We start from the raw sequence: 19,879 nt of genomic DNA, 5'->3' as shown, positions 1-19,879 counted from the left end.
AGAGAAAGGCTCCGCCGCAACGCAGACGAACCCCACTGCCACCAGAATCGGTACGGTGTGCGGTCGGTGGCTGCGTCCTGCGATTCATCAACGGGAAGTAGGCAACATGACTGAGGATTTGACGTGGCTACCCGCCTGGCGTATCGCCGCTCTTGTCGCGGCGCGCGAGGTGTCTCCAATCGAAGTGACGCAACATTTTCTCGATCGTATCGAGAAACTCGACTCCACGCTGCACGCATTCGCACATCTGGACGCTGCTGGAGCATTGGAGCAGGCCAAGCGCGCTGAGGACGACGTCGCGAACGGAGAAACCCTGGGAACTTTGCACGGTGTCCCTTTCGCTGTGATGGAGATGACGAGGGTCAAGGGGATGCCGTCAATTCCATGGGGCTCTGAAAGTTGCTCCGCAGATGACCTGGTGGTCGAAAGACTGCGCGCCGCTGGTGCGATTGTCGTCGGCACCACCAACTCGTATTACTTCAAGCCGGAGGATCGCCCCCGCAATCCATGGAACCTTGATCGAGACACCGGGAACTCCAGCAGGGGCAGCGCCGCGGCTGTGTCCGGCGGACTGTTGCCTTTCACTCTTGCGCAAGACGGCGCAGGATCGACTCGGCTGCCTGCCGCGTGGAACGGTCTACTGGGATTGCACCCTTCCCGTGGGTTGATCCCGCACATCAACTACGAGAAGCCCGGCCTATTGTTCGGCGTAAGTGTTGGCCCGATCACTCGTGACGCCCGCGATGCCGCCGTTATCACGCAGGCCATCGCCGGCCCGGACGGCCGAGATTTCCTCTCCATTCAGGACGAGCCGAGGGACTACCTCGCCGCGCTTGACAAAGGTGTATCAGGTCTGCGAATCGCCTGGACCGACGACTTCGGATGGTCGAGCATTTATCACCGAGAAGAAAGCGTAGCGGTCGTTGCCGCTTCCCGTAGGTCAGCTTTCGAGTTCAGATCTCTGGGCGCGGCGGTGAACACCACAACGGAGGTGTGGGGAAACTCGCTGGGAGCCTTTTTCGCACTCCAGGGAGCAATGAAGAGGATGTCACCCGACCTTCCTGTCGACCTCAAGGAGGTCCAGGGACGTAATGCGGCCTACGACGTCGCTCTCGGGCTCGAGCCGGAAGAGCAAACGGCGGTAGTCGATGTACCGGAGGCGACTGCGGCGGACTACGAGGCCGCCGCCCTGGAGCGCAAGCGCCTGTGGTCGACGACCATGCGAGTCTTTGACAGCAACGACATCATCGCCAGCCCGACCACCCTGCTGCTGCCGAAGACGTTCGAGGAGTGGGGGCTCCAAGGGCGAGACCTCATCTTCACCTCGTACGCCGCTCACACCGCATTGTTCAATCTTCTGGGTTTCCCCGCGCTGACTGTTCCGTGCGGTTTCATCGACGGTCTGCCCGTGGGTATGCAACTGGTAGCTCGTCCGGGCCGTGAGGACTTGCTCTTCCGAGCGGCGAAGAGTTTCCTCGACGCCTTTCCCCGTCCTGAGAGACCCGCTGTCGCCTGCTGACCGACGCAGAGGCCGATCGGGTAGTCAACCCGCCCTATCGGCATCAGGGCTTGGTCCCGGCGCTTGCGCCGTCACTCCCGTTCTCGTCGCGCGCAATGTAACCCGCTGTTCTGCAGAGGCTTTGCACAGTCACAAGTGTGGATCAAGAGTCAGCGGTAGCGCGTTCAATCGACTTCCTGAAGCGAAATACGCAAGTTGACCTCGGCAGTAGACCGATGCAACGACCTCGGGAAGCTTGTTGTTGTTGGTTCGAGATCGCTAGCCAGAAATCCCTGGAACACGAGCTATTTTTGAGTGCAGAGTTATCATTGGCAATCTTGGCTGGCTGTGTGCGCATCCCCTGAATATCGAACGACTCGCTGTTTATGTCGACGAATTCGACCGTGCGGATGCGGAGTTCTCGGCCTGAGCCGGAACGTCGGCCAAAGAGCGGGCGGCTTGCCGTTGATCATGACGGTGTTTGCACCGAATGGGCCGTACGCGAAACCGACGTGCGCATCACCGAAGAAGCGTGTTGGCGTGTACTGAGCCCCGATGCTTTCCACCAGCTGCGACAGGCTGCCGCCGTTGATCCGGTGATCGCTGACCTTTAACTCACACGCCGCGTCGTTCAGGGTGACCGCGGCGGTGTAGGTGGCCGGCTCGGTCCGGTGTTCTTCCGCGCTGTGGCTCATCGAGCAACCCGCCGCCCCAAGTCAGGCCTCGCTTTCCCCTTGTCAGCGGTGAAGCGGCACCGACGACTTGAACTGGAGGCTAATTGGACGCCAGACGGCGTCTGATACAGGCCCGAGCGCGGTGCCCGTTTCGGATATAGCGTAGTCATGACGTTACTTCCTCGTGCACCGCCTGGCGCCTGTTGCTGGAACCTCCTAATTCGACTCGGCCAAGCATTCGTAGTTCAGTGGTCACGAATGCCTAATGATCGCATCAGGCATCAAATACTTCTTCGTAGTACGTGGCGGCGAGCAGCGACCGCACCTTGAACCGCTGTAGTTTTCGAGTTGGGGTCTTAGGTAGTTCGTCTGTGAAGATCGCCTGGCGGGGCGCCTTGAAGTGTGCGAGGCTCCCTCGGCACCACATGATGAGGGCGGGTCCGCTTACGGTCGCGCCCGCAGTAATGACTACGACCGCGACAGGTTTTTCCAGCCAATCGTCATCATTGCGGCCGACCACCGCCGCCTCAACAACTGCAGGGTGTTCGAGCAGGCGTGACTCCCCTTCCGTGGGCGAGACCCAAATTCCACCTGCCCTGAGCAGGTCAGACTCTGGGCCTAAGCAGGTGAGGTAGCCGTCCTCGTCACGCACGTAGGTGTCGTCGATGACCAGCCAGTCGCCACGGAATACGTGGCGAGCGTCCTCTGGGCGCCGCAAGTAGCCGACCGCGATCGAGGCGCCATTGACGTGAAGGTATCCAGGCTGTCCAGCAGGGACGTCACGACCCTTGTCATCACGAATGACGACGTCGTACGCGGGAACGGCGGTCCCTGTGGTGCCAGGCCGAAACCCAGCGGCCCCCGGTGGGGTCGGCCAGCGCTTGCTCAAAACTGTTGAACGTCCTCGGCGAATTCGTTCACCCGAGGGGGGAATCGGTGTGGACTGTAACTTTCATCGAGGCCCTCGGAGCGCTCGGCGTGGAGGGAAAGTCGGCCCGCCAGGCGCTGACCCGGACCGCCGCCGAGGGTTTCTTGACGTCAACGCGCCGTGGGCGCCGAGTGCTGTGGTCACTGACCCCACTAGGTCGAACCCTGTTGGAGCAGGGGGCCGACCGCATCTACAGCTTCCTGCGAAGCGGGCGACCCTGGGACGGCCGATGGCTTGTGCTCTCCGTGTCCATTTCGGAGTCTCGGCGTAAACTTCGTCATCAGCTGCGCACCAAGCTGACATGGCTTGGATTGGGTAGCCCGAGGAAAGCTTTTCGATCCGACACCGGCAAAGGGCATATGCAGTCGATGCCCGGTCCGCAGGGAATGCCTAGACTCCGCTTTGTCCGTGCACGAGACCAACGGCATTTGGGGCGGCAGGTCGATGGGCCAGCGGCGTGCCTACTACCGGGCAGCATCGTGGTGAGTGGAGGAGCTGCGTGCTACTGGATGATGCACACCCTCCGCGAACGACGCAGATGTCTCGCTCATATGTATGTATCACTTCGGATGAGCCCCCGTCCGAGTGTAAGCACATGCGGCCAGACGCGTGCGTCGTCACTTCTACCCAATAGGTGCCCGGAGAAAATGCGATGCGCGAATACTCTAATCCGTGTAATCTGAGGCCGATCGTTCGTCCGCCGGAAGATGCACTGTCTGATACCTGTCGAAAGCGCTCGCTGGAATTGACGGTGCGTCGCTGGTAAGGATCTCGATCAACACCGCTGGTGAACTCGACATCGCCGCGAACGAATTGGTGGGTTTACACACGCAAGGAGACAGGCCCACCTCTCGATGCGCCACGCGAGGCTACAGTATTCGGGGAAACTAAAGATGGTTTGAAGTTAGGTGATGAGCAGTGTCGCCCACAGGTCTGTCAAGTAGTCGACGACGTCATTATCCGAAAATTTGCGTTCGCCCTCTTCGAGGGTCATTGCTGCGAAGGACATTTCACCGAGTAGCGTAATCCGCGCTAAGTGGCCCTCGGGTGGTTCTCCTCGCGCGGTTGAGAGCGCGTCCGCCACAAGTTCGGCTGATCGGGCACTTCTGCTGTTGAACCATAGCCGGATGTCCGGGTCCGTCATCCGTGCGACGCTGAGCGCCGTCGGTGCGCCGGCGACAGAGTGCCACTCGCGAAGCTGGTCACCGAGCCGCCGACGCAAGTCCTCTTTCGTCATTCCTTCGGCCACTGCCGTCGCGAACTCGTTCATTGCGTCATCAACCGAGGGCCACACCCGCGACAAGTACTCAATGAGGACAGCAGATTTACTCTTAAAGTGAAGGTAAAAAGTAGCGCGGCTACACCCCACCGCCGATGCAATGTCCTCCGCTGTGGTCGCGATGTAGCCCTTAGTGCGAAACAGCTCGAATGCTGAATCGACTAGGCGATACCTCGTAAATTCGCGTTGTTGTTCCTGCAGGCTTGTTACTTTCGCCATTAAGGCCCCTCTTGTTCTCCATGGTGCGCAAGAGCACACACGACGTGTTCACACAATAGACTGTGCGCTTAGCGGTACCCGGCCATCGGGTCGGTGACAGGCGGCTGATGGGTGGGTGACCGCCGAGAGCGCTACGGCGGCGTCGAGTGTGTACTCCTTGAGGCCGGCTTGCGCCGGCCGACTATCGAGGAACTGCTGCCGCTCTCACGCCTCCACGGCGTGACGCTGTACGAGCTGGTCGACGCGCCGCCGACCGGTAACCCGCGCATCAGCATGCGACCCATAGCCACAAGGAACGGTCAGACAATTATCCCGCTGGGCGTTGCAGTGGATCGTGGATGCGTACAACCTCCTGTTCGCCACGTTCGTTCTCGCCTTCGGCAGTCTCAGCGACCGGTACGGACGCAAGGGTGCGCTCGTCCTGGGACTGTCCGTCTTCGGCGGCGGCGCCGTCGGTGCGTCGTTCGCGGAGAGCTCCGGGCAGCTGATCGCGTGGCAGGGCGTCATGGGCCTGGGTGCGGCGTTCGTCTACCCGACCACGCTGTCGATCCTGTCGAACGTCTTCACCGGGCGGGCCGAGAAGGCGCGCGCGATCGGCATCTGGGGTGCGACCACCGGTGTCGGGGTGGCGTGCGGGCCGGTCCTCGGTGGGTGGCTTCTCGAGCACTTCTGGTGGGGCAGTGTGTTCCTCGCTCTCGCCGTCGGTGCGGCCGTGGCCGTTCTCGTCTCGGTCGTGGTGATCACCACCTCACGAGACCCGGCGACCCCTCGCATCGACCATGGGGGACTGGTGCTCTCGGTTCTTGCTGTGGGCATTCTCGTGTTCACGGTCATCGAGGCACCGGAACACGGCTGGAGTAGCGTCACCACCCTGGTCGGATTCGCCACCGCTGCCGCGCTGTTCATCGGCCTGGTGCTGTGGGAGCGACGCCAGGACGATCTGATGATCGACGTGAGCCTGTATGCGAACATGCGTTTCACCGCGGCGAGCGCGTCCGTGACCTTCGCCTACTTCGCCCTCTTCGGCTTTATCTTCCTCATCTCGCAGTACTTCCAGCTGGTGCGGGGATTCGGCCCGCTGGACACCGGAGTGAAGTTCATTCCCGTGGCCGCCTCCATCGCCGTCGGCTCGGTACTGGGCACGGTGCTCGCGCTGCGGATCGGCAACAAGCTGGTGGTCGCCGGCGGCCTCGTCCTGTTCTCCGGCGCATTCCTCTGGATCTCCACCGTGAGCGAGTACACCTCGTACCTCGAGATCGCACTGCAGATGATTCCTCTGGGCCTCGGTCTGGGCTTGACGTCGGCCCCCGCGACCGAGGCGATCATGGGTGCCGTCACACCGGAGATGGCCGGCATCGGTTCCCGGAATGAACGACGCGACCAGGGAGGTCGGCGGCACGCTCGGTGTGGCCGTCATCGGCAGTGTCTACGCGTCACTGTACGTATCGTCGCTGAGTGATTCGGCCGTCGTCCAGGCGCTGCCGTCCGAGGTTCGCGATATCGCCGGCGAGTCCGTCGGTCAGGCCGTCGTCGTGTCGGAGCAGATCCGCGCCGGGGGCGATTCCGGGCTGGCGCAGTCGGTCACCGACGCGGCGAACAGTGCTTTCCTCGACGGTCTCGCGGCCGGCTCGTACGTGGCGGCCGGAGTCACCGCGGTGGGCGCCGTGGTGGCGGCAATCTTCCTACCGTCGCGCCCCCGCACGGCCCCCGATCGAGCGGCGCATCGCGCCAAGGTCACGACGGTATGAGCGCCACGGACCGGTCGACGTACGTCAAGCTTGGCGCCCTCGCGGTGGTGGCTGTCGCGGTCGCCGTCGCGGGCGGGTCATACGTCCGGATGGGCTCCCTGCTCGGCATCGGCCAGTACACCGTTACCGTGGAGCTCACCGACTCCGGCGGCATCTTCACCAATGCCGAGGTGACCTCCCGTGGCATTCCCGTCGGGAGGGTCGGCGCGCTGCGGCTGGTGGACGACGGCGTCGACGTCGACGTGTTCATCGACGACGACGCGCCGCCGATCTCCGCGTCCAGCGCGGCCGTCGTCGCCGCGCGCTCGGCCATCGGTGAGCAATACATATATCTCCGGCCGAACACCGACGCCGGCCCATATCTGGCCGACGGATCCGTCATTGATCGTGACCGCACCTCCCTCCCCATCCCGGTGGAAAGCCTCCTTGCGAACGTCGACGGGCTTGCTCGTAGCATCCCCGTCGACGACCTGAGAACCGTCGTGACCGAGCTGGGCGACGGCTTCGACGGCATGGGCGACGAGCTGGAAACGCTCGTCGACTCGCTCGACGGCCTCAGTGCGGCGCAGCTCGAGGCCCTGCCCGCGACGGTCGAGCTGGTCCGAGACGGCAGGACCGTCCTCGACACGCAGAGCGATCGCGCCTCTGCGATCATCGACTTCAGCACCGGACTGGATCAAATCACTGCGCAGCTGCGATCGAACGACGGCGATCTACGTCGCATCATCGACACCGGTACCGACGCCGCCCTCGAGACCGGGGCGCTGGTCACGGCCGCCGGGCCGGCACTCACGTCCGTCGCGTCCGACCTCGCAACGACGACGTCGTCGATCGCTCCGCGAATATGGGCGTTGCGGCCACTGCTGCAGTTTCTCCCCGGTCTGGCGGAGGGCGCGAAGTCGCAGAGTCCTGGCGACGGGACCACTCACTTCGGTCTTGTGCTGGAGACGAACAACCCATCTCCGTGCACGGTCGGGTACGAGGGAACCCAGCGCATTCTCGAACGTGAACGTGCGCTCGATCCGAACTTCGACGAGACCGCGCAGGACTTCCCGATCGACCTGTCGGCGGGATGCGCAGCGCCGAGGGGGTCGGTCACCGGCGTGCGCGGTGCGGGCAGCGTCCCATACCTCGATCCTGCTGTGCCGCAACCATGGGACGACAAGCCGAAGGTCGACCCCGGTGCTCTGGACCTGAATTCCATAGCGCAACAACTTGCCCCGCTGCTCGGCGTCACAGTTCGGTGACAGGTCCAGGGACGGTTGGATCCGGCCGCCCGTCCCTGGGGCTTCCGCACCTTGCACTTGACACCGTCGACGGTATCTGTCAGATTTTGGTCACTCGGCCGACGCGGTCGAGGCTCCACCGGGGGTGACGTCGGTGGGTTTTCGAACCTCGGGGGGGATTCGATGGTGAAGACTTGCGTGCCATGTGACCGTCATCAGATCCGCTGCGGACCTTGATCGCGGGCAAGCGCGCCCGGAGCACCCGCTCAGAGCGTGGTGAGTGAGGCATCCACGCACGCGCACAGCGAGCCCCGTTGTCTCCAGCGTTGTTTGTTGGTGACTGTCGAGCGTGGCCTGCAGTGACCGACGGACTCGGGCGTCTTCCGCGCGTTCGGTGGTTCGGCGGTCGATACCCGCGGAGATGATCCGTGAAGAGAGCGGTCGGTCGGCCGCCTGACGTCCCGGTTCACTCCGGTGTCGTCCAGGTGGCGCCACGCTGCCCGCAAAACTCCGTTGCTTGCACCATGTCGAGACCACCACGGCGGTGGCAGGGCGCGCCCTGGACACCGCTGTGGTCCGAGGTGGGCACCATCATCTGAACCAAAACATCAGGCGGACTGACCATTCGGCCGTGGGTTGCCACGACGCGGGCGGGCCCGTCCCAGTAACGAAAGGCACACCAGGATGTTCCGATTCTCATCTCGACACGCGGGCCGTGTTCTCGCGGCGGCAAGCGTCTCCGTTCTGCTCGTCACCGGTGTACCAGTGAATGCATATGCTGCGTCCGAAAACCGGGGCTGCGAACAGCATTGGGTCAACAGCGTGATGTGGGCTCCGTCCGACGGATTGTCGATCGTCGACGCGTCCCTTCGTCCGACGTCCTTCGTGCGCGACCAGACGCTTCGTTCCGTCCTCACGCCACATCTCGCCGGTGACCGCGTGCGGGTGCACCTGACGAACCGGTACAGCGCGGGCCCCATGGTGGTCGGCACGGTGTCCATCGCTGAGCAAGGTGTCGGCGCGTCCCTCGCCACCGAGCCCACCGGCCTCACCTTCGGCGGAGCTACCACCGTGACCATTCCACCAGGGATGGACGTCGTCTCCGATCCTGTGGAACTCGAATTGCGCTCGTTCCAGCCGGTTCTGGTGACCACCTACCTTCCCGACGCGACGACGTTCCCGACCGGACACTGGACAGCGAACGACACCACCTACTACACCCCGCCGAACAGTGGCGACAGGTCCGACGATCTGACCGGTGATGCGTTCACTCTGAACACCACGATGGGGGTGTTGGCGTCAGGGCTGGATGTCATGGCCACGGGCGAAACGTCCGCAGTCGTCGCATACGGGGACTCGATCACCGACGGGTTCCTCGCAGGGGGCCCGATCTCGGTCCCGCAATCGGCAGCGGAAGTGGGGACCGATCTCAGGTACACCGACTTCCTGCAGCGCAGAGTGGACTCTTCCGGACGCTCCCTGTCCGTGGTGAATTCTGGTGTGTCCGGGTCGAAGCTGACAGCTGATTCGTTGGCGCCTCCGACGGGGCGGAGCGGCCTGTCGAGATTGGACGAGGACGCGATCGCGGTCGCGGGTGTCTCTGATGTCATCCTTCAGCAGGGCATCAACGATCTTGGAATACCCCCGTGGGCGACCTACGACGAACTGGTCGGGGCGTACGTCACGGCTATCGATCGACTCCAAACCGCAGGAATTCGAGTGCACCAGGGAACCTTGTTGCCGGCTTCCAACGCGATCCCGGACGGTGTCACCGCCCCGTTCGCGAACGCCACACGACTCCGGCTCAATGAATGGATTCGCCACTCCTCTCCCGCAGACACCATCGTCGATTTCGATGCTGCGCTCCGTGACCCGTCGAACACCGACATCCTCGATGCGAGATACGCGGGTGTCGACAATCTCCACCCGAACGCGGCGGGTTACGCGCGCATGGCAGAAGTCGTCGACCTCGCAGTCCTCGGCAACGACGGCTGTTGAGATCGCTTCTTTGCGCCGGCGCTGTGAACGTAGAGCGGGTTCAGCGACTTCGGTGTTCTCTCAGTCGAAGCGGGTCTTCTCCGTTCCATAATTTGCAGGGCTGTGGAGGGGAGTGACCCACTGCGTGGGCCGCTCTCCCGGTCAATGAGAGCCGTATGTCTGCGCAGGGCCGGCGCCGCCGCACAGGCATGTGCGTGCAGACGACAGGTCTGATGAACTCGCGAACTCCTTGATTGCTGCCACAGCGATCCCGATGTGTCTGAAGTGGTTGTCCCCATTGTTGGTGACCTATGCTGCGATGCAACGGATTAGGACGCAGTGTGATCGAGGTGATGCGCTCTCGGTGTCACGAGAGTGTCACAAGTCGGGACGGACGGAGGTGGACCGGGACGGACGCTGATGGACGAATACGCAGATCAGGGCGGTTTTGGTGAGTCCAGGTGAATCCACCTGATCGGGTCGTCGAAGCCTTTTAAGCGAGCGGTCTTCGGTTCAATCCCGAAAGGAGGCTCTCGATATGCCTCTGACCAGCACAAATGCTCCTAAATAGCCTGATCTGACCTCTCGTTTCACGACTTCCCCCGGTACGTCCGCGCAGGTCCGGGGCGTCCGGTCACCTGCGAGAACTGCCGAATCTCGGCTCGATGTCACGAGTTGTCACAACTCGTTCGTAACTCGTTCGATGGACGCGGGTGGACGTCAGTGGCCGTGGGTGGACTTCAGCGCAGGAATGGCCACTACCGTCGCGGACTTGCAAGGACTTCTGTGGACGGACACCACTCGCTTCGCGTCGATCGCCGGCGGCATGGACGTGTTCATACCTTCATCGACGGGATGAACCGTTCGTTCTCGACAGCCTCGTGATGGGGGCCGGGCCGCCCGACGAAGGCCAGGGCCGACGCCTGCCCAGAGGTGTGTTGTGGCGTCAGATCGCGGTAGCGGACCGCGCGGTGTCGAGGTGGGGAGCACCGAGCAGGTACCCCTGGGCGAGGGGCACTCCGAGGTGGCGCAGCATGTCGAGCTGCCCGGGCCGTTCGACACCTTCTGCGATGACCACGGCGCCCAGGCTGTCGGCCAACTGCACCAGAGAGCTGACGACTGTGGCCATCCTGGGCAGTCGATCGAGTGCGTCGACGAGTGTCGGTGCGAGTTTCACGATGTCGACGTCGAGCGCAGCCAGAGTCGACAGGCTGGTGTCGGTGCTGCCGAAGTCGTCGAGCGCGATCCGCACGCCGAGGGCGTGCATCTTCGCGATGCCGCGGCGGATGTCCTCGTGGTGCGCTGCGATGGCGTTCTCGGCGATCTCGAGAACCAGGTCGTCGGGTCGTAGTAGACCGGTGTCGAACACGGATCTCAGTGACGCTTCGAGGTGCGCAGTGTCGAGTTCGACAGGGAGAACGTTGACGTGGATGGTTCCAGGGTGCGGAGAGTCGCCGGCGCTGGGTGCGATGCGCCGGCCGGTGTGCTGCAGGACGGCGGATGTGAGTTCCGGGAGGATGCCTCCCCGGCTCGCGGCGGCGACGACCGACAGTGGGTCGACTGCCGTGCTTCCGCGCGAGAGGCGTAGCAACGCTTCGGTTCCCCGTATCCGTCCGGTGGCGGTGTCGACGATGGGCTGCAGTGCGATGCCGAGCGTCTCGAGCTCTATCGCGGTGGTGAGCGCCGCGCGCAGGTGTGTGTCGTCGAGGTCGACCAGGGCCATGCCGGTGTCGAACTCGACGACGGTGCCCTTCCCGGATCGCTTGGCTCGCAGCATCGCGGTGTCCCCGCGGGCGAGCATCTCCTCCGATGTCGTGGGAGGGTCCGACGGCCCGTGGGTGACGACGCCGATGCTGCCGGAAACGGTGACGGTGTGGCCGTCGTGGGTGAACGGTTCGTCGAGGATCTCGAGCACTCGTGCGGCGACGGTGCTCGCGGCCTCGTCGACGTCGTCGAGCAGGACGACGAACTCGTCGCCGCCCAGGCGTGCGATCGTGTCCGCCCGGCGGATACCGTTCCGCAGGCGCGCGGCGAAGTCGACGAGCACCTGGTCGCCGATCCGGTGTCCGAGCGTGTCATTGACGATCTTGTAGTCGTCCAGATCGATGAACAGAAGCGACACCGTGGCCGCGGATTCCTCGCGCGCCTCGGTCAGGTGGTCGAGTCTCTCCCGCAGGTGAGCCCGATTGGCCAGCGAGGTCAGTGCGTCGTGGTGGGCGCGGTGGCGCATCTGTCGTTCGGTGTCCTCGATGGTTCGCCGGAGCTGGGTGTTCTGCCACAGCACGGCGTACTGGCGAGCGGAGAGCATCAGAATCACCACGAGGACGACGAGGAGTTCGGCCGATTGCGCGGTGCCCCGGTGCACGGAGACCACAGACAGGGTGACAGCAGCGGCGGCGGGGATGTACGGGACGATGGATGTCGGATACAGCACTGCCCGTGCCCGTCGGGATCGGTCGGCTGATCGAAAGACGAGAAGCGGAGCCAGGGTCGTGCACAGGTTGCCGAGCATGTTGAAGGCGAAGCCCGACGTGGATGTGGAACCGTCGGATTGCCATTGCGCGTACCAGATCCCGCCGGCTGCCAACAGGACGAGACCCAGCACGATGACGGTCAGCGGGAGCTGGTCGCGGTACTTCGCACGACCCAGCGCAAGGATGCCGAGCGTCAGCTGCAAGGCACCGACGAGAGGGAAGTACAACCCGGCGACGCTGCGCAGTTCGGCTGCGCCGTCCAGGTTTTCGACCAGTGGGCGCAGCCAGAGGTGCCAGGTGATCAGGCCGACGGAGAGGCTGACCATCAAGGCGTCGAGGACGTTGCGCGCGGTGAATGCCGCCCCGTGCCGGGGATAGAGCACCAGCGCGACGACCGTGATCGTGTTGGAGGCGACGACGGGGATCTCGACCCAGGAGGGGAACGTGTAGGCGCCTACGGCCGAGGTGATGATGAACATCAGCTGCCCGACGGGCCAGATCGCCATCGACGCTGTCATGAGGGACCAGAACCGGCGGTCGATACCTCGGGTCCGGGTTGCTGCCAGGGAACAGGTGTACGCACCGACAACCGGTGTCAGGAGATACGACCACTCGAACTCACCGCGAAAGAAGTGGTCACCAGGGGTGAGGGCCAACGCCACGCCGATGGCGGTGATCCCGACGGCGATCGCCGCCGCCGTCCACATCCTCGACGTGGGCGGCGGCGGCGATGCATCGCGCAGAGTTGTTCCCCGTGGGGACGTGTCCCCCGTGCGCGGGATCATCTCGGGCTGCGCACCTGGCGGTCGCAGAAGCCGAGAACCGTCCGCGCGTGAGAAGGGCGTTGCGTCACGGCGCGGTCGACGGGTGCGTGTCGGAGTGCAGTGCGCCGCCGCGGATGCGGGTGATCTCCTCGCGTGCGGCGATCACGTCGGGGGTGTCGTGTCCCTTGCCGGCGGCGAGGTCGGCCAGGAGATCGAGAGCCGCAGCGAGGATGTGCCCGCGTCGACGCCGGTCGGCACGGTCGGTTCCGGCCTTGACGTAGTGGCGTCGTTGGCGCCATCCACCGGCGGCGGTGATCTCCTCGTCGGTGAGGACCCCGGACTCGACTTCGGGCGCGAGGACTTCACGGACGAACTGTGACTCGCGTGGGTGCGCCCATACGAACGCGATCCACAGCGCGGTGAAGGCGAACACGAAGTCGCCGATCAGGAGCACGCCCGCCAGGACCTGGCTGCCACCGGACAGGGCGACCATCGAATCCCAGATTCCGTGCACCACGACCGGTGCGAGCATCAGTGCCAGGCCTCGGACGATGCGTCTCGGTTGCGCTGGTGTGCCGATCAGGTAGATCACGCCGGCGCTGAAGAGGGCGGTGAAGAGGGGGTGGGAGACGATGTCGGAGAAGATCCGGGTACCGATGGATTCGATCAGTCCGTCGGTCTGGTGTGCTCCGAAACCCTGGGTTGCGCCTGCGATGGAGTACAGCAGATCCTCACTGGTCTGGAATCCCAGGCCCAGGAACGCGCCCAGCAGCAGGCCGTCGACTGGGGTGCGCACCAGACGCGGTGCCAGGGCGAGGAGGACGACGATCCCGACTCCCTTGGCGGTCTCCTCCACGAACGGGGCGGTCAGTCCTGCTTGCCAGTCCTGCGCGAAGACCTGGCCGAAGAATTTCGCGTACAGCGATCCCATGGCGCCGTTGGCGGTGAGGGCGATGGCGAAGGGGGCGGCGGTGGCGCCCCAGACGAAGGCTGTGATCACCAGGGCCAGTGGCTGGCGTTCGTAGCGGTCGATGTGTCGGAACCACCACGTCCACACCGCGACGCTGACGGCGCCGACGACGCCGGCGATGAGCAGGGCGCGACCGAAGTACCCGGCGAAGGGGGAGAATTCCTGCCACCCTTTCACGAGCCCTGCGGCGCAGAGCCACAGGTAGATCCAGAACACGATGTTGCGGGGCTGCACGAAGTGGAACTTCTCGCCCCACGCGGTCGTCTCGAGGGCGCGGCTGCGGGCGCTGACGGTGTCGGTGCTCACTGGGCTGCTCGATTCTCGGCGGTGATGCTGGCGATCATGGCGGTGATCTCGGGAGTGCGGTCGGTGATCTGTGCCGGCGGACCGGACACCTCGACGTCGAGACCGGTGCCGTCGACGACGAAGGCGGTGAGCGACCCGGCGGCACTGGGAGTGGTGAAGGTGACCTGCACACCGGTCAGACCGGTGTCGGTGACGAACGGGGTACGCGCTCCGGACAGGCCGAGGACCGAGTTCCCGCTGACGGAGGCGCTGACGGTGTCGACCTGGGTGAGCAGGTCGTCGGGTGTCCCGTCGAAGGAGTCGGCGCGCACGGTCAGGAAGATGTTGCCCCGAGTCAGTTCGATGCTCGGCAGGGAGTCGTCGGTCGCGCGCTCGTCGACTCGGAATCCGCTGGCGATGTTCCATTCGGTGGCCGGTGTCATCGTCACGCTGTCGGTGATCGAGAGCCGATCACCGGAGCGCACGGGGTTCTCCTGCGACACAGCGGAGTCGAGGGCCGGGACGGCGATGACCCAGAGCAGCCAGACGGCGAGGATCACCAGGGCGTGCGGGAACACGCGGGTGTCGAGGCCGAGGAAGCGGTGGTCGGCGGGTGGCCGGCGGCGGTGAGGATGCTCGGGTCTTGTCGGTGATTCTGTGTGGGATACCAACGTGTTCTCCGATGTTTGGGTGCAATCACTATTTCAGATGATGAAGCATTGCGTGGGGTCCTCGTCGTGTCGACGCAGTTCGATTGATCGCCGTGTCATTCGGTCGAATGACATGCGGGCCGATCCGCGCGATGCGTCGAACGCACACCACTCGCGGGCGGGCGGCGACCGTCGTGCGGGAGGTCGCCGAGCTGCGGCTTACGATTGGGGTCGTACCTGTCGAGTGGGGGGATGTGATCGAGCGTGGCCGAGGCGAGGCACGAGTTCGTCGCTCGGCGACTTCGTGCGTTGATCGCGAGTGGCGACTATGCGGTGGGGCAGTCGCTTCCGAGTGAGAGTGCGCTCTGCGCCGAGTACGGAGTCTCTCGCGGGCCGGTGCGACAAGCGTTGGCGTCGCTCGCAGCAGAGGGGGCGGTCCACCTTTCTCGAGGTCGTCCGGCCGTGGTGCGCTCCGATCATTCTGCGCAGACCCTGGACACGTTCACTCCGTTCTCTCAGTGGGCGCGGCGCACTGGGCGTAGATCGGGCAGCAAGACGCTGGAGGTGTCGCGTCGGCGGGCGTCAGCAGTCGCTGCCCAGACGCTGGGGATCGACATCGACGATTTCGTGGTCGAAGTTGTTCGCGTCCGATATCTCGACAGCGAACCCACGATGATCGAACGAAGCGTGTTCGTCGATTCCGTGGGTTCGCTGTTGTTCGATTTCGACACCGACTCGGGCTCGATCACCGACTACCTGACCGGCCTCGGTGTGCGGTTCGAGTCGATGTCGCACCTGCTCGATGCTGTGTCGGCCGATGCGGTGGACGCCGACAGCCTCGGCATCGCTGTGGGCAGTCCGTTGCTGCGTGAACGCCGGACCTCCCGAGACGAGAACGGAATCGCGTTCGAATTCGCAGACGATCGCTACCGTTCCGACCAGGTCGTCTTCAGCATCGTCAACTCGCGGACGGTCGATCCGCGCATGATCGCGCCGGACAACCCTGGTTCCTGACAGTGCAGGTGGCCGTCAGTCGGCCGCGGGCATCCGATTCCAGTGCGGGAGAAGCAGAAGCATCGCGAGGAACGCGGCGCCCGCGAAGCCGTAGAACAGCGTCGTCGTGTCGAGGTAGCCGGGAAGCAGGCCACCGAAGATCGCTCCGATCGAACCGCAGCCGTTGATGATTCCTGCTGCGGCCCCTGCATGTTTGGACGTTCCGAAGTCCACGGCGGACACACACGAGATCATGGCGTCCGCTCCGTAGACCGTGAGCCCGATGACAGCGAGCACGGCCACCATGATCCACACGTTGCCGGCGGCGGTGAGAGGAGTGAACAACGCCAGAATCACGGTCAAGGCGACGAGGCTCAGCACGCACGCGGGAATGCGGCGGGCTTTGAATACTTTGTCGGAGATCCGGCCGATCAGGATCGGTGCAGCCACCCCTGCGACTCCGAACGCGATCGGAACGGTGATGGCGACGAAGTTGTCGGCGTTCTGCAGGCGTTCGGCGACGATGACCGGGCCCCACAGGAGAATCGCGTAGCGCGCCGGTTTCAGGAGAAAATAGGCTGCACCGAGTGTCATGACCATTCTGTCTCTGATCACGACGGAGAATGTCTCGCGCACCGACTGTGTGGGCACGGCGACGGCGGATTCGGATGCGAGCGGGGCGATCTCGGTGTTCGGTCGGTACTCTTCGATCGGCGGGAGGCCGACGTCGGTCGGGCTGTTCCGCTGGAAGATCAGGACGAGGACGAAGATGACCGCCACCACGACGGAACCGGTGGTGAAGGCCGCCCGCCAACTGTCGAAGATGCTGTAGGCGAACCAACCCAGAACGGGTGCAGCGACCAGTCCGCCGAAGGCGTAGTTGGTGCTCCACAGACCGAGGACGCGGCCCCGTTCGCTGATGGAGAAGAACTGCGACATGTTCTTCAAGGTGCCGGACCACCCGGTCGACTGCGACAGCCCTTGCACGATCATCAAGGGAAGCAGGAAGACCAGCGCGGGCAGTAGTCCCATGAACAGGGTGGCGATGGCGGAGATGGCCAGGCCGCCGAGGACGACGATTCTGGGGCCGTATCGATCGGAGACCGAGCCCCAGACGAATTGCCCGAGGGCGTAGGCGGCGAGGTAGACGGCGTCGAGGTTGGCGAGCGTGGACTTGGTCAGGGTCGTGGACAGAACGGGATCTTCGAGGATTCCGAGTTTGGCGACCGAGAAGGCTTGTCGCGTGAAGTAGAAGCCGGCGTAGGCGATCCAGGTGATCGCGAAGATCTGGAATCGCCAGCGTTCGTAACGGGCGATCTTCTCGGGGGTCGAGGTCAGGGCTTTCGTCATCTTGTGCACCTTGATTCGGACGCGCGAGAGCACTCGCAGCGTCGTGCGAAGAAGAACATCGAGGAAAGTTGTCCTCGCTCGCCGCGCGTAAGGCTGCGCGACGAGCGGGAGATCCGCGAGCATGAGGCGTCGATGCGGCTGCCCACTCGGACGACGAGGCGGTATGGCGAGGGTGGTGCGGGTTCGAGAAGTGTCGAGCCGGCTCAGTTCACCGCGTCGATCAGGCTGGGCAGGTCGGCAACGCTCTCGAGGATGTGTGTCGCACCCGCCGCGCGGAGTTGGTCGGCGTCGTGAGCGCCCGTCAGGACTCCGACGACCACTCGTGCTCCTGATCGGAGGCCACTGGTGATGTCGGACGTGGTGTCGCCGACGACGAGCATGGCCTGGACGGACGGGGCGCTCGTGCGGAGCAGCGCGGTCAGTGGCATGTCGGGGAAGGGGCGTCCACGCATGCCGTCGCCGGGGCACAGGACGACGTCGGCGATGTCTCGCCAACCGAGGGCATCGAGGATGGCGTACTGGGTCTCGTGCGCGAACCCGGTGGTCAAGGCTGTCTTGATGCCGTCGGATCGAAGATCGTGCAGCAGGTCCGCTGCACCCGGGATCGCGCTGCAGTGACCGTCCCGAACGAGCTGTCCGTAGCGGTCCTCGAACGCCTTGTTCGCCGACTGAGCCTGCTCTTCGTTGCCTCCGCTGAGGCGTCTGAACACGTCGATCTTGGACTGGCCCATGGTGTCGGTGACGTAGGTGAGCATACGAGCTCTGTCCTGTTCGTCGCGGGAGAGTCCGGCGTGTTCGTCGGCGGCTGCGAAGGACTGTTGCACCAGTCCTCGGTCCTCGACGGTGGTTCCGGCCATGTCGAACACGACGAGGCTGATCGGGTGAGTGTCGGACGTGGTCATGCATCGACTCCTATCTGGGTTGACGCGTTCTGTTCGAGCGCGCGAGTGAGGCTGGATTCGGCCAGCCCCAAGCTGGTGGTCATACCGATTCCGGTGGTGACCGTGACGACGTGGACACCCGAGATCGGTTCGACCAGAAGGAACTCCGAGTCGGGTGCTGAGCTGTAGACACCCTGCCAGCGTTCGGTGACCTCGATCCGGTCGACACCGAACATGGCTTTCGCCTCCGTGACGAGGGCCTCGAACCCTGCTTCGCTCTGAAACGGAGATGCCGACGTCTCACGAATGTGGGTGTCACCGATCAAAATCGTGCCGTCCGGCTGGGGGGTGTACATCTGGTGCAGGTCGAGGTCGAGGTAGTCGGGAAACTCCTCTGCCAACCGAGTGGCGACATCGACGACGGCGGGAAGCCCCTCGAAACCCGAGTACCGCAAGAGGGACCAGCCGGTGAACAGGGGAGTCGGCAGCCGCGTCGACAGTTCGATGTGGGCTCGCAACATGTGCAGGCGACACCGCAGGAGACCTCCCCGTTCGGCGTACTCGGGGAAGAGTCGGTCGATGTCGTAATTGACGGTGACGAACACTGTGTCTGCGTACAGATCGCCGCGAGTGGTGCGAACGACTCCGGGGTCGAATGACGTTGCTGCCGTGCGCCAATGGAAGTCGACACCGGAGTTCTCGAGCCAATGGGCGATCGACGGCGCGGCGCGGCGCGGGTCCACCTGGAGATCGAGAGGCATGAACAACCCGCCGGTGACACCATCGGCAGAGATGGGGAGTCTGTTCAGGACCTCGTCGCGATCGAGCAGCTGTGCCTGCTCCGGTCCCCGAACTTCGGCGAACTGTCGGAGGACCGCCAGTTCGTCGTCATGACGGGCCACGCAATGGGTGCCCGACTCGGACGACCAGAAGCCGGCCTTGCGTGACAGGTCCAACCAGTGCGTGCGTCCGGCTCCGGCGTAGCGCAGCGCCTCGCCCGATTGCGCTGTGATGCAGGCATGTCCGAAATTCTGGACCGATGCGCCGACGACCGCGGTGGCATGGTCGACGACAGCGACTCGGAGACCGCGCTGGTGGGCATGATAGGCGTGCGCGAGACCGATGATGCCTGCGCCGACGATCACGACGTCGTAGTTCGTGTTCTTGTGCATGAACAAACTGTCGACCCTGGACCGCAACTTGTCAATACAGGTTCGCCGAATTTACCTGCTGTATATATACCCGAGTGTCAGGCGTCCATGACGGCGGTGAACGTCATCCGGTCGCCGCGGTAGAGCGAGCGCCGTTGTTCGATCGGCACCCCGAGGTCGTCGTAGGAGGTGCGGTTGAGCAGGAACATCGGGGTGCGGGTGTCCACTGCCAGCAGCGCCGCCTCGCGGGCGTCCGGGAGCACGGTCTCGATGGTGTCGACGACCCGTCCGAAGACGATGCCGCGGACGGCGAGCTCCGAGTAGAGGGAGGAGCGGTGATCGAAGCTGTCCATCAGCTCGGGAACACGCGAGGCGGGAATCCGGGTCGTCTCGAGACCGACGCGGGTGTCGTCCGTGGTGAAGACGCGTTCGAGTTCCACCACGGGCGTACCGGGATCGACGTGGAGCATTTCGGCGAGGGTGTCGTCTGCTCCATAGGTCCTCCAGCCGACGAGCAGACGTGTGGCGGTCATGCCCTTCGCGCGTGCGGCTTCGGTGTAGGAGCCCACGGCGAGTGGGAGAACGATCTTGGGAGCTGCCACCACCGTCGCACGACCTCGACGCTCGATTCTGCCCGCCACCAACAACTCCCGGATGGCCTGGCGCAGTGTTTCTCGCGAGACGTCGTGCGCTTCGGCGAGATCCCGCTCCGAGGGGAACGGGTCACCGGGTGAGAGCCCGTCGAGCAGGGCATCGAGGCTCCTGCGCACGACCTGATGCTTGAGCATCCGAGGTTCGGTGTCGACGGCCAT

17 protein-coding genes and 2 pseudogenes are annotated in these 19,879 nt (G+C 64.2%); 9 read left to right on the top strand and 10 right to left on the bottom strand.

Annotated features, from left to right (window positions below; translation table 11 throughout):
* Positions 1 to 106 precede the first annotated feature (106 nt).
* Positions 107 to 1,519, top strand: a complete 1,413-nt coding sequence (locus OG947_RS07240) for an amidase (protein WP_328813490.1) — start codon at positions 107 to 109, stop codon at positions 1,517 to 1,519.
* 305 nt (positions 1,520 to 1,824) lie between these two features.
* Here the strand turns inward: OG947_RS07240 and OG947_RS07235 are convergent, their stop codons facing one another.
* Positions 1,825 to 2,193, bottom strand: coding sequence for a hypothetical protein (locus tag OG947_RS07235; RefSeq protein ID WP_328813489.1), 369 nt, complete (start codon positions 2,191 to 2,193; stop codon positions 1,825 to 1,827).
* 253 nt (positions 2,194 to 2,446) lie between these two features.
* The gene (locus OG947_RS07230) at positions 2,447 to 2,824 is read right to left on the bottom strand and encodes an AMP-binding enzyme (RefSeq protein WP_328813488.1); all 378 of its coding nucleotides are present in this window, start codon (positions 2,822 to 2,824) and stop codon (positions 2,447 to 2,449) included.
* Between the two features lie 212 nt (positions 2,825 to 3,036).
* Between OG947_RS07230 and OG947_RS07225 the strand changes: the two are divergent.
* Together OG947_RS07225 and OG947_RS07220 are read left to right on the top strand one after the other, a co-directional pair.
* Positions 3,037 to 3,414 (top strand): annotated as a pseudogene (locus OG947_RS07225) (PaaX family transcriptional regulator C-terminal domain-containing protein); the annotation flags it as partial.
* On the top strand, positions 3,407 to 3,586 hold the full coding sequence (locus OG947_RS07220; RefSeq protein WP_328813487.1) for a WhiB family transcriptional regulator: 180 nt from the start codon (positions 3,407 to 3,409) through the stop codon (positions 3,584 to 3,586). The pseudogene OG947_RS07225 and the gene OG947_RS07220, both read left to right, overlap by 8 nt.
* Before the next feature lie 418 nt (positions 3,587 to 4,004).
* Here the strand turns inward: OG947_RS07220 and OG947_RS07215 are convergent, their stop codons facing one another.
* Positions 4,005 to 4,598 carry a TetR/AcrR family transcriptional regulator gene (locus OG947_RS07215; protein WP_328813486.1) on the bottom strand — a complete coding sequence of 198 codons (594 nt, stop codon included), beginning with the start codon at positions 4,596 to 4,598 and terminating at the stop codon, positions 4,005 to 4,007.
* Between the two features lie 156 nt (positions 4,599 to 4,754).
* Between OG947_RS07215 and OG947_RS07210 the strand changes: the two are divergent.
* From OG947_RS07210 to OG947_RS07190, 5 genes and pseudogenes are all read left to right on the top strand, one after another.
* A pseudogene (locus OG947_RS07210) lies at positions 4,755 to 4,916 on the top strand (XRE family transcriptional regulator); the annotation flags it as partial.
* A gap of 16 nt (positions 4,917 to 4,932) precedes the next feature.
* Positions 4,933 to 6,057: an MFS transporter gene (locus OG947_RS07205; RefSeq protein WP_328813485.1), complete on the top strand. Its 1,125-nt coding sequence runs from the start codon at positions 4,933 to 4,935 to the stop codon at positions 6,055 to 6,057.
* On the top strand, positions 6,005 to 6,346 hold the full coding sequence (locus OG947_RS07200) for a hypothetical protein (protein WP_328813484.1): 342 nt from the start codon (positions 6,005 to 6,007) through the stop codon (positions 6,344 to 6,346). Before OG947_RS07205 ends, OG947_RS07200 begins: the two co-directional genes overlap by 53 nt.
* A complete protein-coding gene (locus tag OG947_RS07195; protein ID WP_328813483.1) occupies positions 6,343 to 7,593 on the top strand; it encodes an MCE family protein in 1,251 nt (416 codons plus the stop codon). Before OG947_RS07200 ends, OG947_RS07195 begins: the two co-directional genes overlap by 4 nt.
* A gap of 804 nt (positions 7,594 to 8,397) precedes the next feature.
* A complete protein-coding gene (locus tag OG947_RS07190) occupies positions 8,398 to 9,570 on the top strand; it encodes a GDSL-type esterase/lipase family protein (RefSeq protein ID WP_328813989.1) in 1,173 nt (390 codons plus the stop codon).
* A gap of 925 nt (positions 9,571 to 10,495) precedes the next feature.
* Here the strand turns inward: OG947_RS07190 and OG947_RS07185 are convergent.
* From OG947_RS07185 to OG947_RS07175, 3 genes are all read right to left on the bottom strand, one after another.
* Positions 10,496 to 12,808, bottom strand: a complete 2,313-nt coding sequence (locus OG947_RS07185; RefSeq protein WP_328810449.1) for a putative bifunctional diguanylate cyclase/phosphodiesterase — start codon at positions 12,806 to 12,808, stop codon at positions 10,496 to 10,498.
* A 64-nt stretch (positions 12,809 to 12,872) separates the two neighbouring features.
* Entirely contained in the window at positions 12,873 to 14,063 is a 1,191-nt protein-coding gene (locus OG947_RS07180; protein ID WP_328813482.1) for a PrsW family intramembrane metalloprotease, read from the bottom strand.
* Positions 14,060 to 14,620 carry a hypothetical protein gene (locus OG947_RS07175; protein ID WP_328810447.1) on the bottom strand — a complete coding sequence of 187 codons (561 nt, stop codon included), beginning with the start codon at positions 14,618 to 14,620 and terminating at the stop codon, positions 14,060 to 14,062. Before OG947_RS07175 ends, OG947_RS07180 begins: the two co-directional genes overlap by 4 nt.
* 336 nt (positions 14,621 to 14,956) lie before the next feature.
* Between OG947_RS07175 and OG947_RS07170 the strand changes: the two genes are divergently transcribed.
* The gene (locus tag OG947_RS07170) at positions 14,957 to 15,706 is read left to right on the top strand and encodes a GntR family transcriptional regulator (protein WP_328813481.1); all 750 of its coding nucleotides are present in this window, start codon (positions 14,957 to 14,959) and stop codon (positions 15,704 to 15,706) included.
* A 15-nt stretch (positions 15,707 to 15,721) separates the two neighbouring features.
* Here OG947_RS07170 and OG947_RS07165 read toward each other — a convergent pair whose 3' ends face one another.
* The 4 genes from OG947_RS07165 to OG947_RS07150 all read right to left on the bottom strand — a co-directional run bounded on the left by OG947_RS07165 (position 15,722) and on the right by OG947_RS07150 (position 19,879).
* Positions 15,722 to 17,035 (bottom strand): MFS transporter, encoded by a 1,314-nt coding sequence (locus OG947_RS07165; RefSeq protein ID WP_442973121.1) that lies wholly within the window; start codon positions 17,033 to 17,035, stop codon positions 15,722 to 15,724.
* A 203-nt stretch (positions 17,036 to 17,238) separates the two neighbouring features.
* On the bottom strand, positions 17,239 to 17,937 hold the full coding sequence (locus OG947_RS07160) for a phosphonatase-like hydrolase (protein WP_328813479.1): 699 nt from the start codon (positions 17,935 to 17,937) through the stop codon (positions 17,239 to 17,241).
* On the bottom strand, positions 17,934 to 19,088 hold the full coding sequence (locus tag OG947_RS07155) for a TIGR03364 family FAD-dependent oxidoreductase (protein ID WP_328813478.1): 1,155 nt from the start codon (positions 19,086 to 19,088) through the stop codon (positions 17,934 to 17,936). The genes OG947_RS07160 and OG947_RS07155 overlap by 4 nt, the downstream gene beginning before the upstream one ends.
* A gap of 77 nt (positions 19,089 to 19,165) precedes the next feature.
* Positions 19,166 to 19,879: a GntR family transcriptional regulator gene (locus OG947_RS07150; protein ID WP_328813477.1), complete on the bottom strand. Its 714-nt coding sequence runs from the start codon at positions 19,877 to 19,879 to the stop codon at positions 19,166 to 19,168.

It is taken from the genome of Rhodococcus sp. NBC_00297 (assembly GCF_036173065.1).
Lineage (GTDB): Bacteria > Actinomycetota > Actinomycetes > Mycobacteriales > Mycobacteriaceae > Rhodococcoides.
The sequence above is the reverse complement of the archived record's forward strand: the minus strand, read 5'-3'. Positions and strand labels throughout refer to the sequence as shown.

Coding starts and splice junctions, on each gene's coding strand:
- OG947_RS07240 (WP_328813490.1), top strand. CDS start 107: ATGACTGAGGATTTGACGTGGCTACCCGCCTGGCGTATCGCCGCTCTT.
- OG947_RS07235 (WP_328813489.1), bottom strand. CDS start 2,193: ATGAGCCACAGCGCGGAAGAACACCGGACCGAGCCGGCCACCTACACC.
- OG947_RS07215 (WP_328813486.1), bottom strand. CDS start 4,598: ATGGCGAAAGTAACAAGCCTGCAGGAACAACAACGCGAATTTACGAGG.
- OG947_RS07195 (WP_328813483.1), top strand. CDS start 6,343: ATGAGCGCCACGGACCGGTCGACGTACGTCAAGCTTGGCGCCCTCGCG.
- OG947_RS07190 (WP_328813989.1), top strand. CDS start 8,398: ATGTGGGCTCCGTCCGACGGATTGTCGATCGTCGACGCGTCCCTTCGT.
- OG947_RS07185 (WP_328810449.1), bottom strand. CDS start 12,808: ATGATCCCGCGCACGGGGGACACGTCCCCACGGGGAACAACTCTGCGC.
- OG947_RS07165 (WP_442973121.1), bottom strand. CDS start 17,035: ATGACGAAAGCCCTGACCTCGACCCCCGAGAAGATCGCCCGTTACGAA.
- OG947_RS07160 (WP_328813479.1), bottom strand. CDS start 17,937: ATGACCACGTCCGACACTCACCCGATCAGCCTCGTCGTGTTCGACATG.
- OG947_RS07155 (WP_328813478.1), bottom strand. CDS start 19,088: ATGCACAAGAACACGAACTACGACGTCGTGATCGTCGGCGCAGGCATC.
- OG947_RS07150 (WP_328813477.1), bottom strand. CDS start 19,879: ATGGCCGTCGACACCGAACCTCGGATGCTCAAGCATCAGGTCGTGCGC.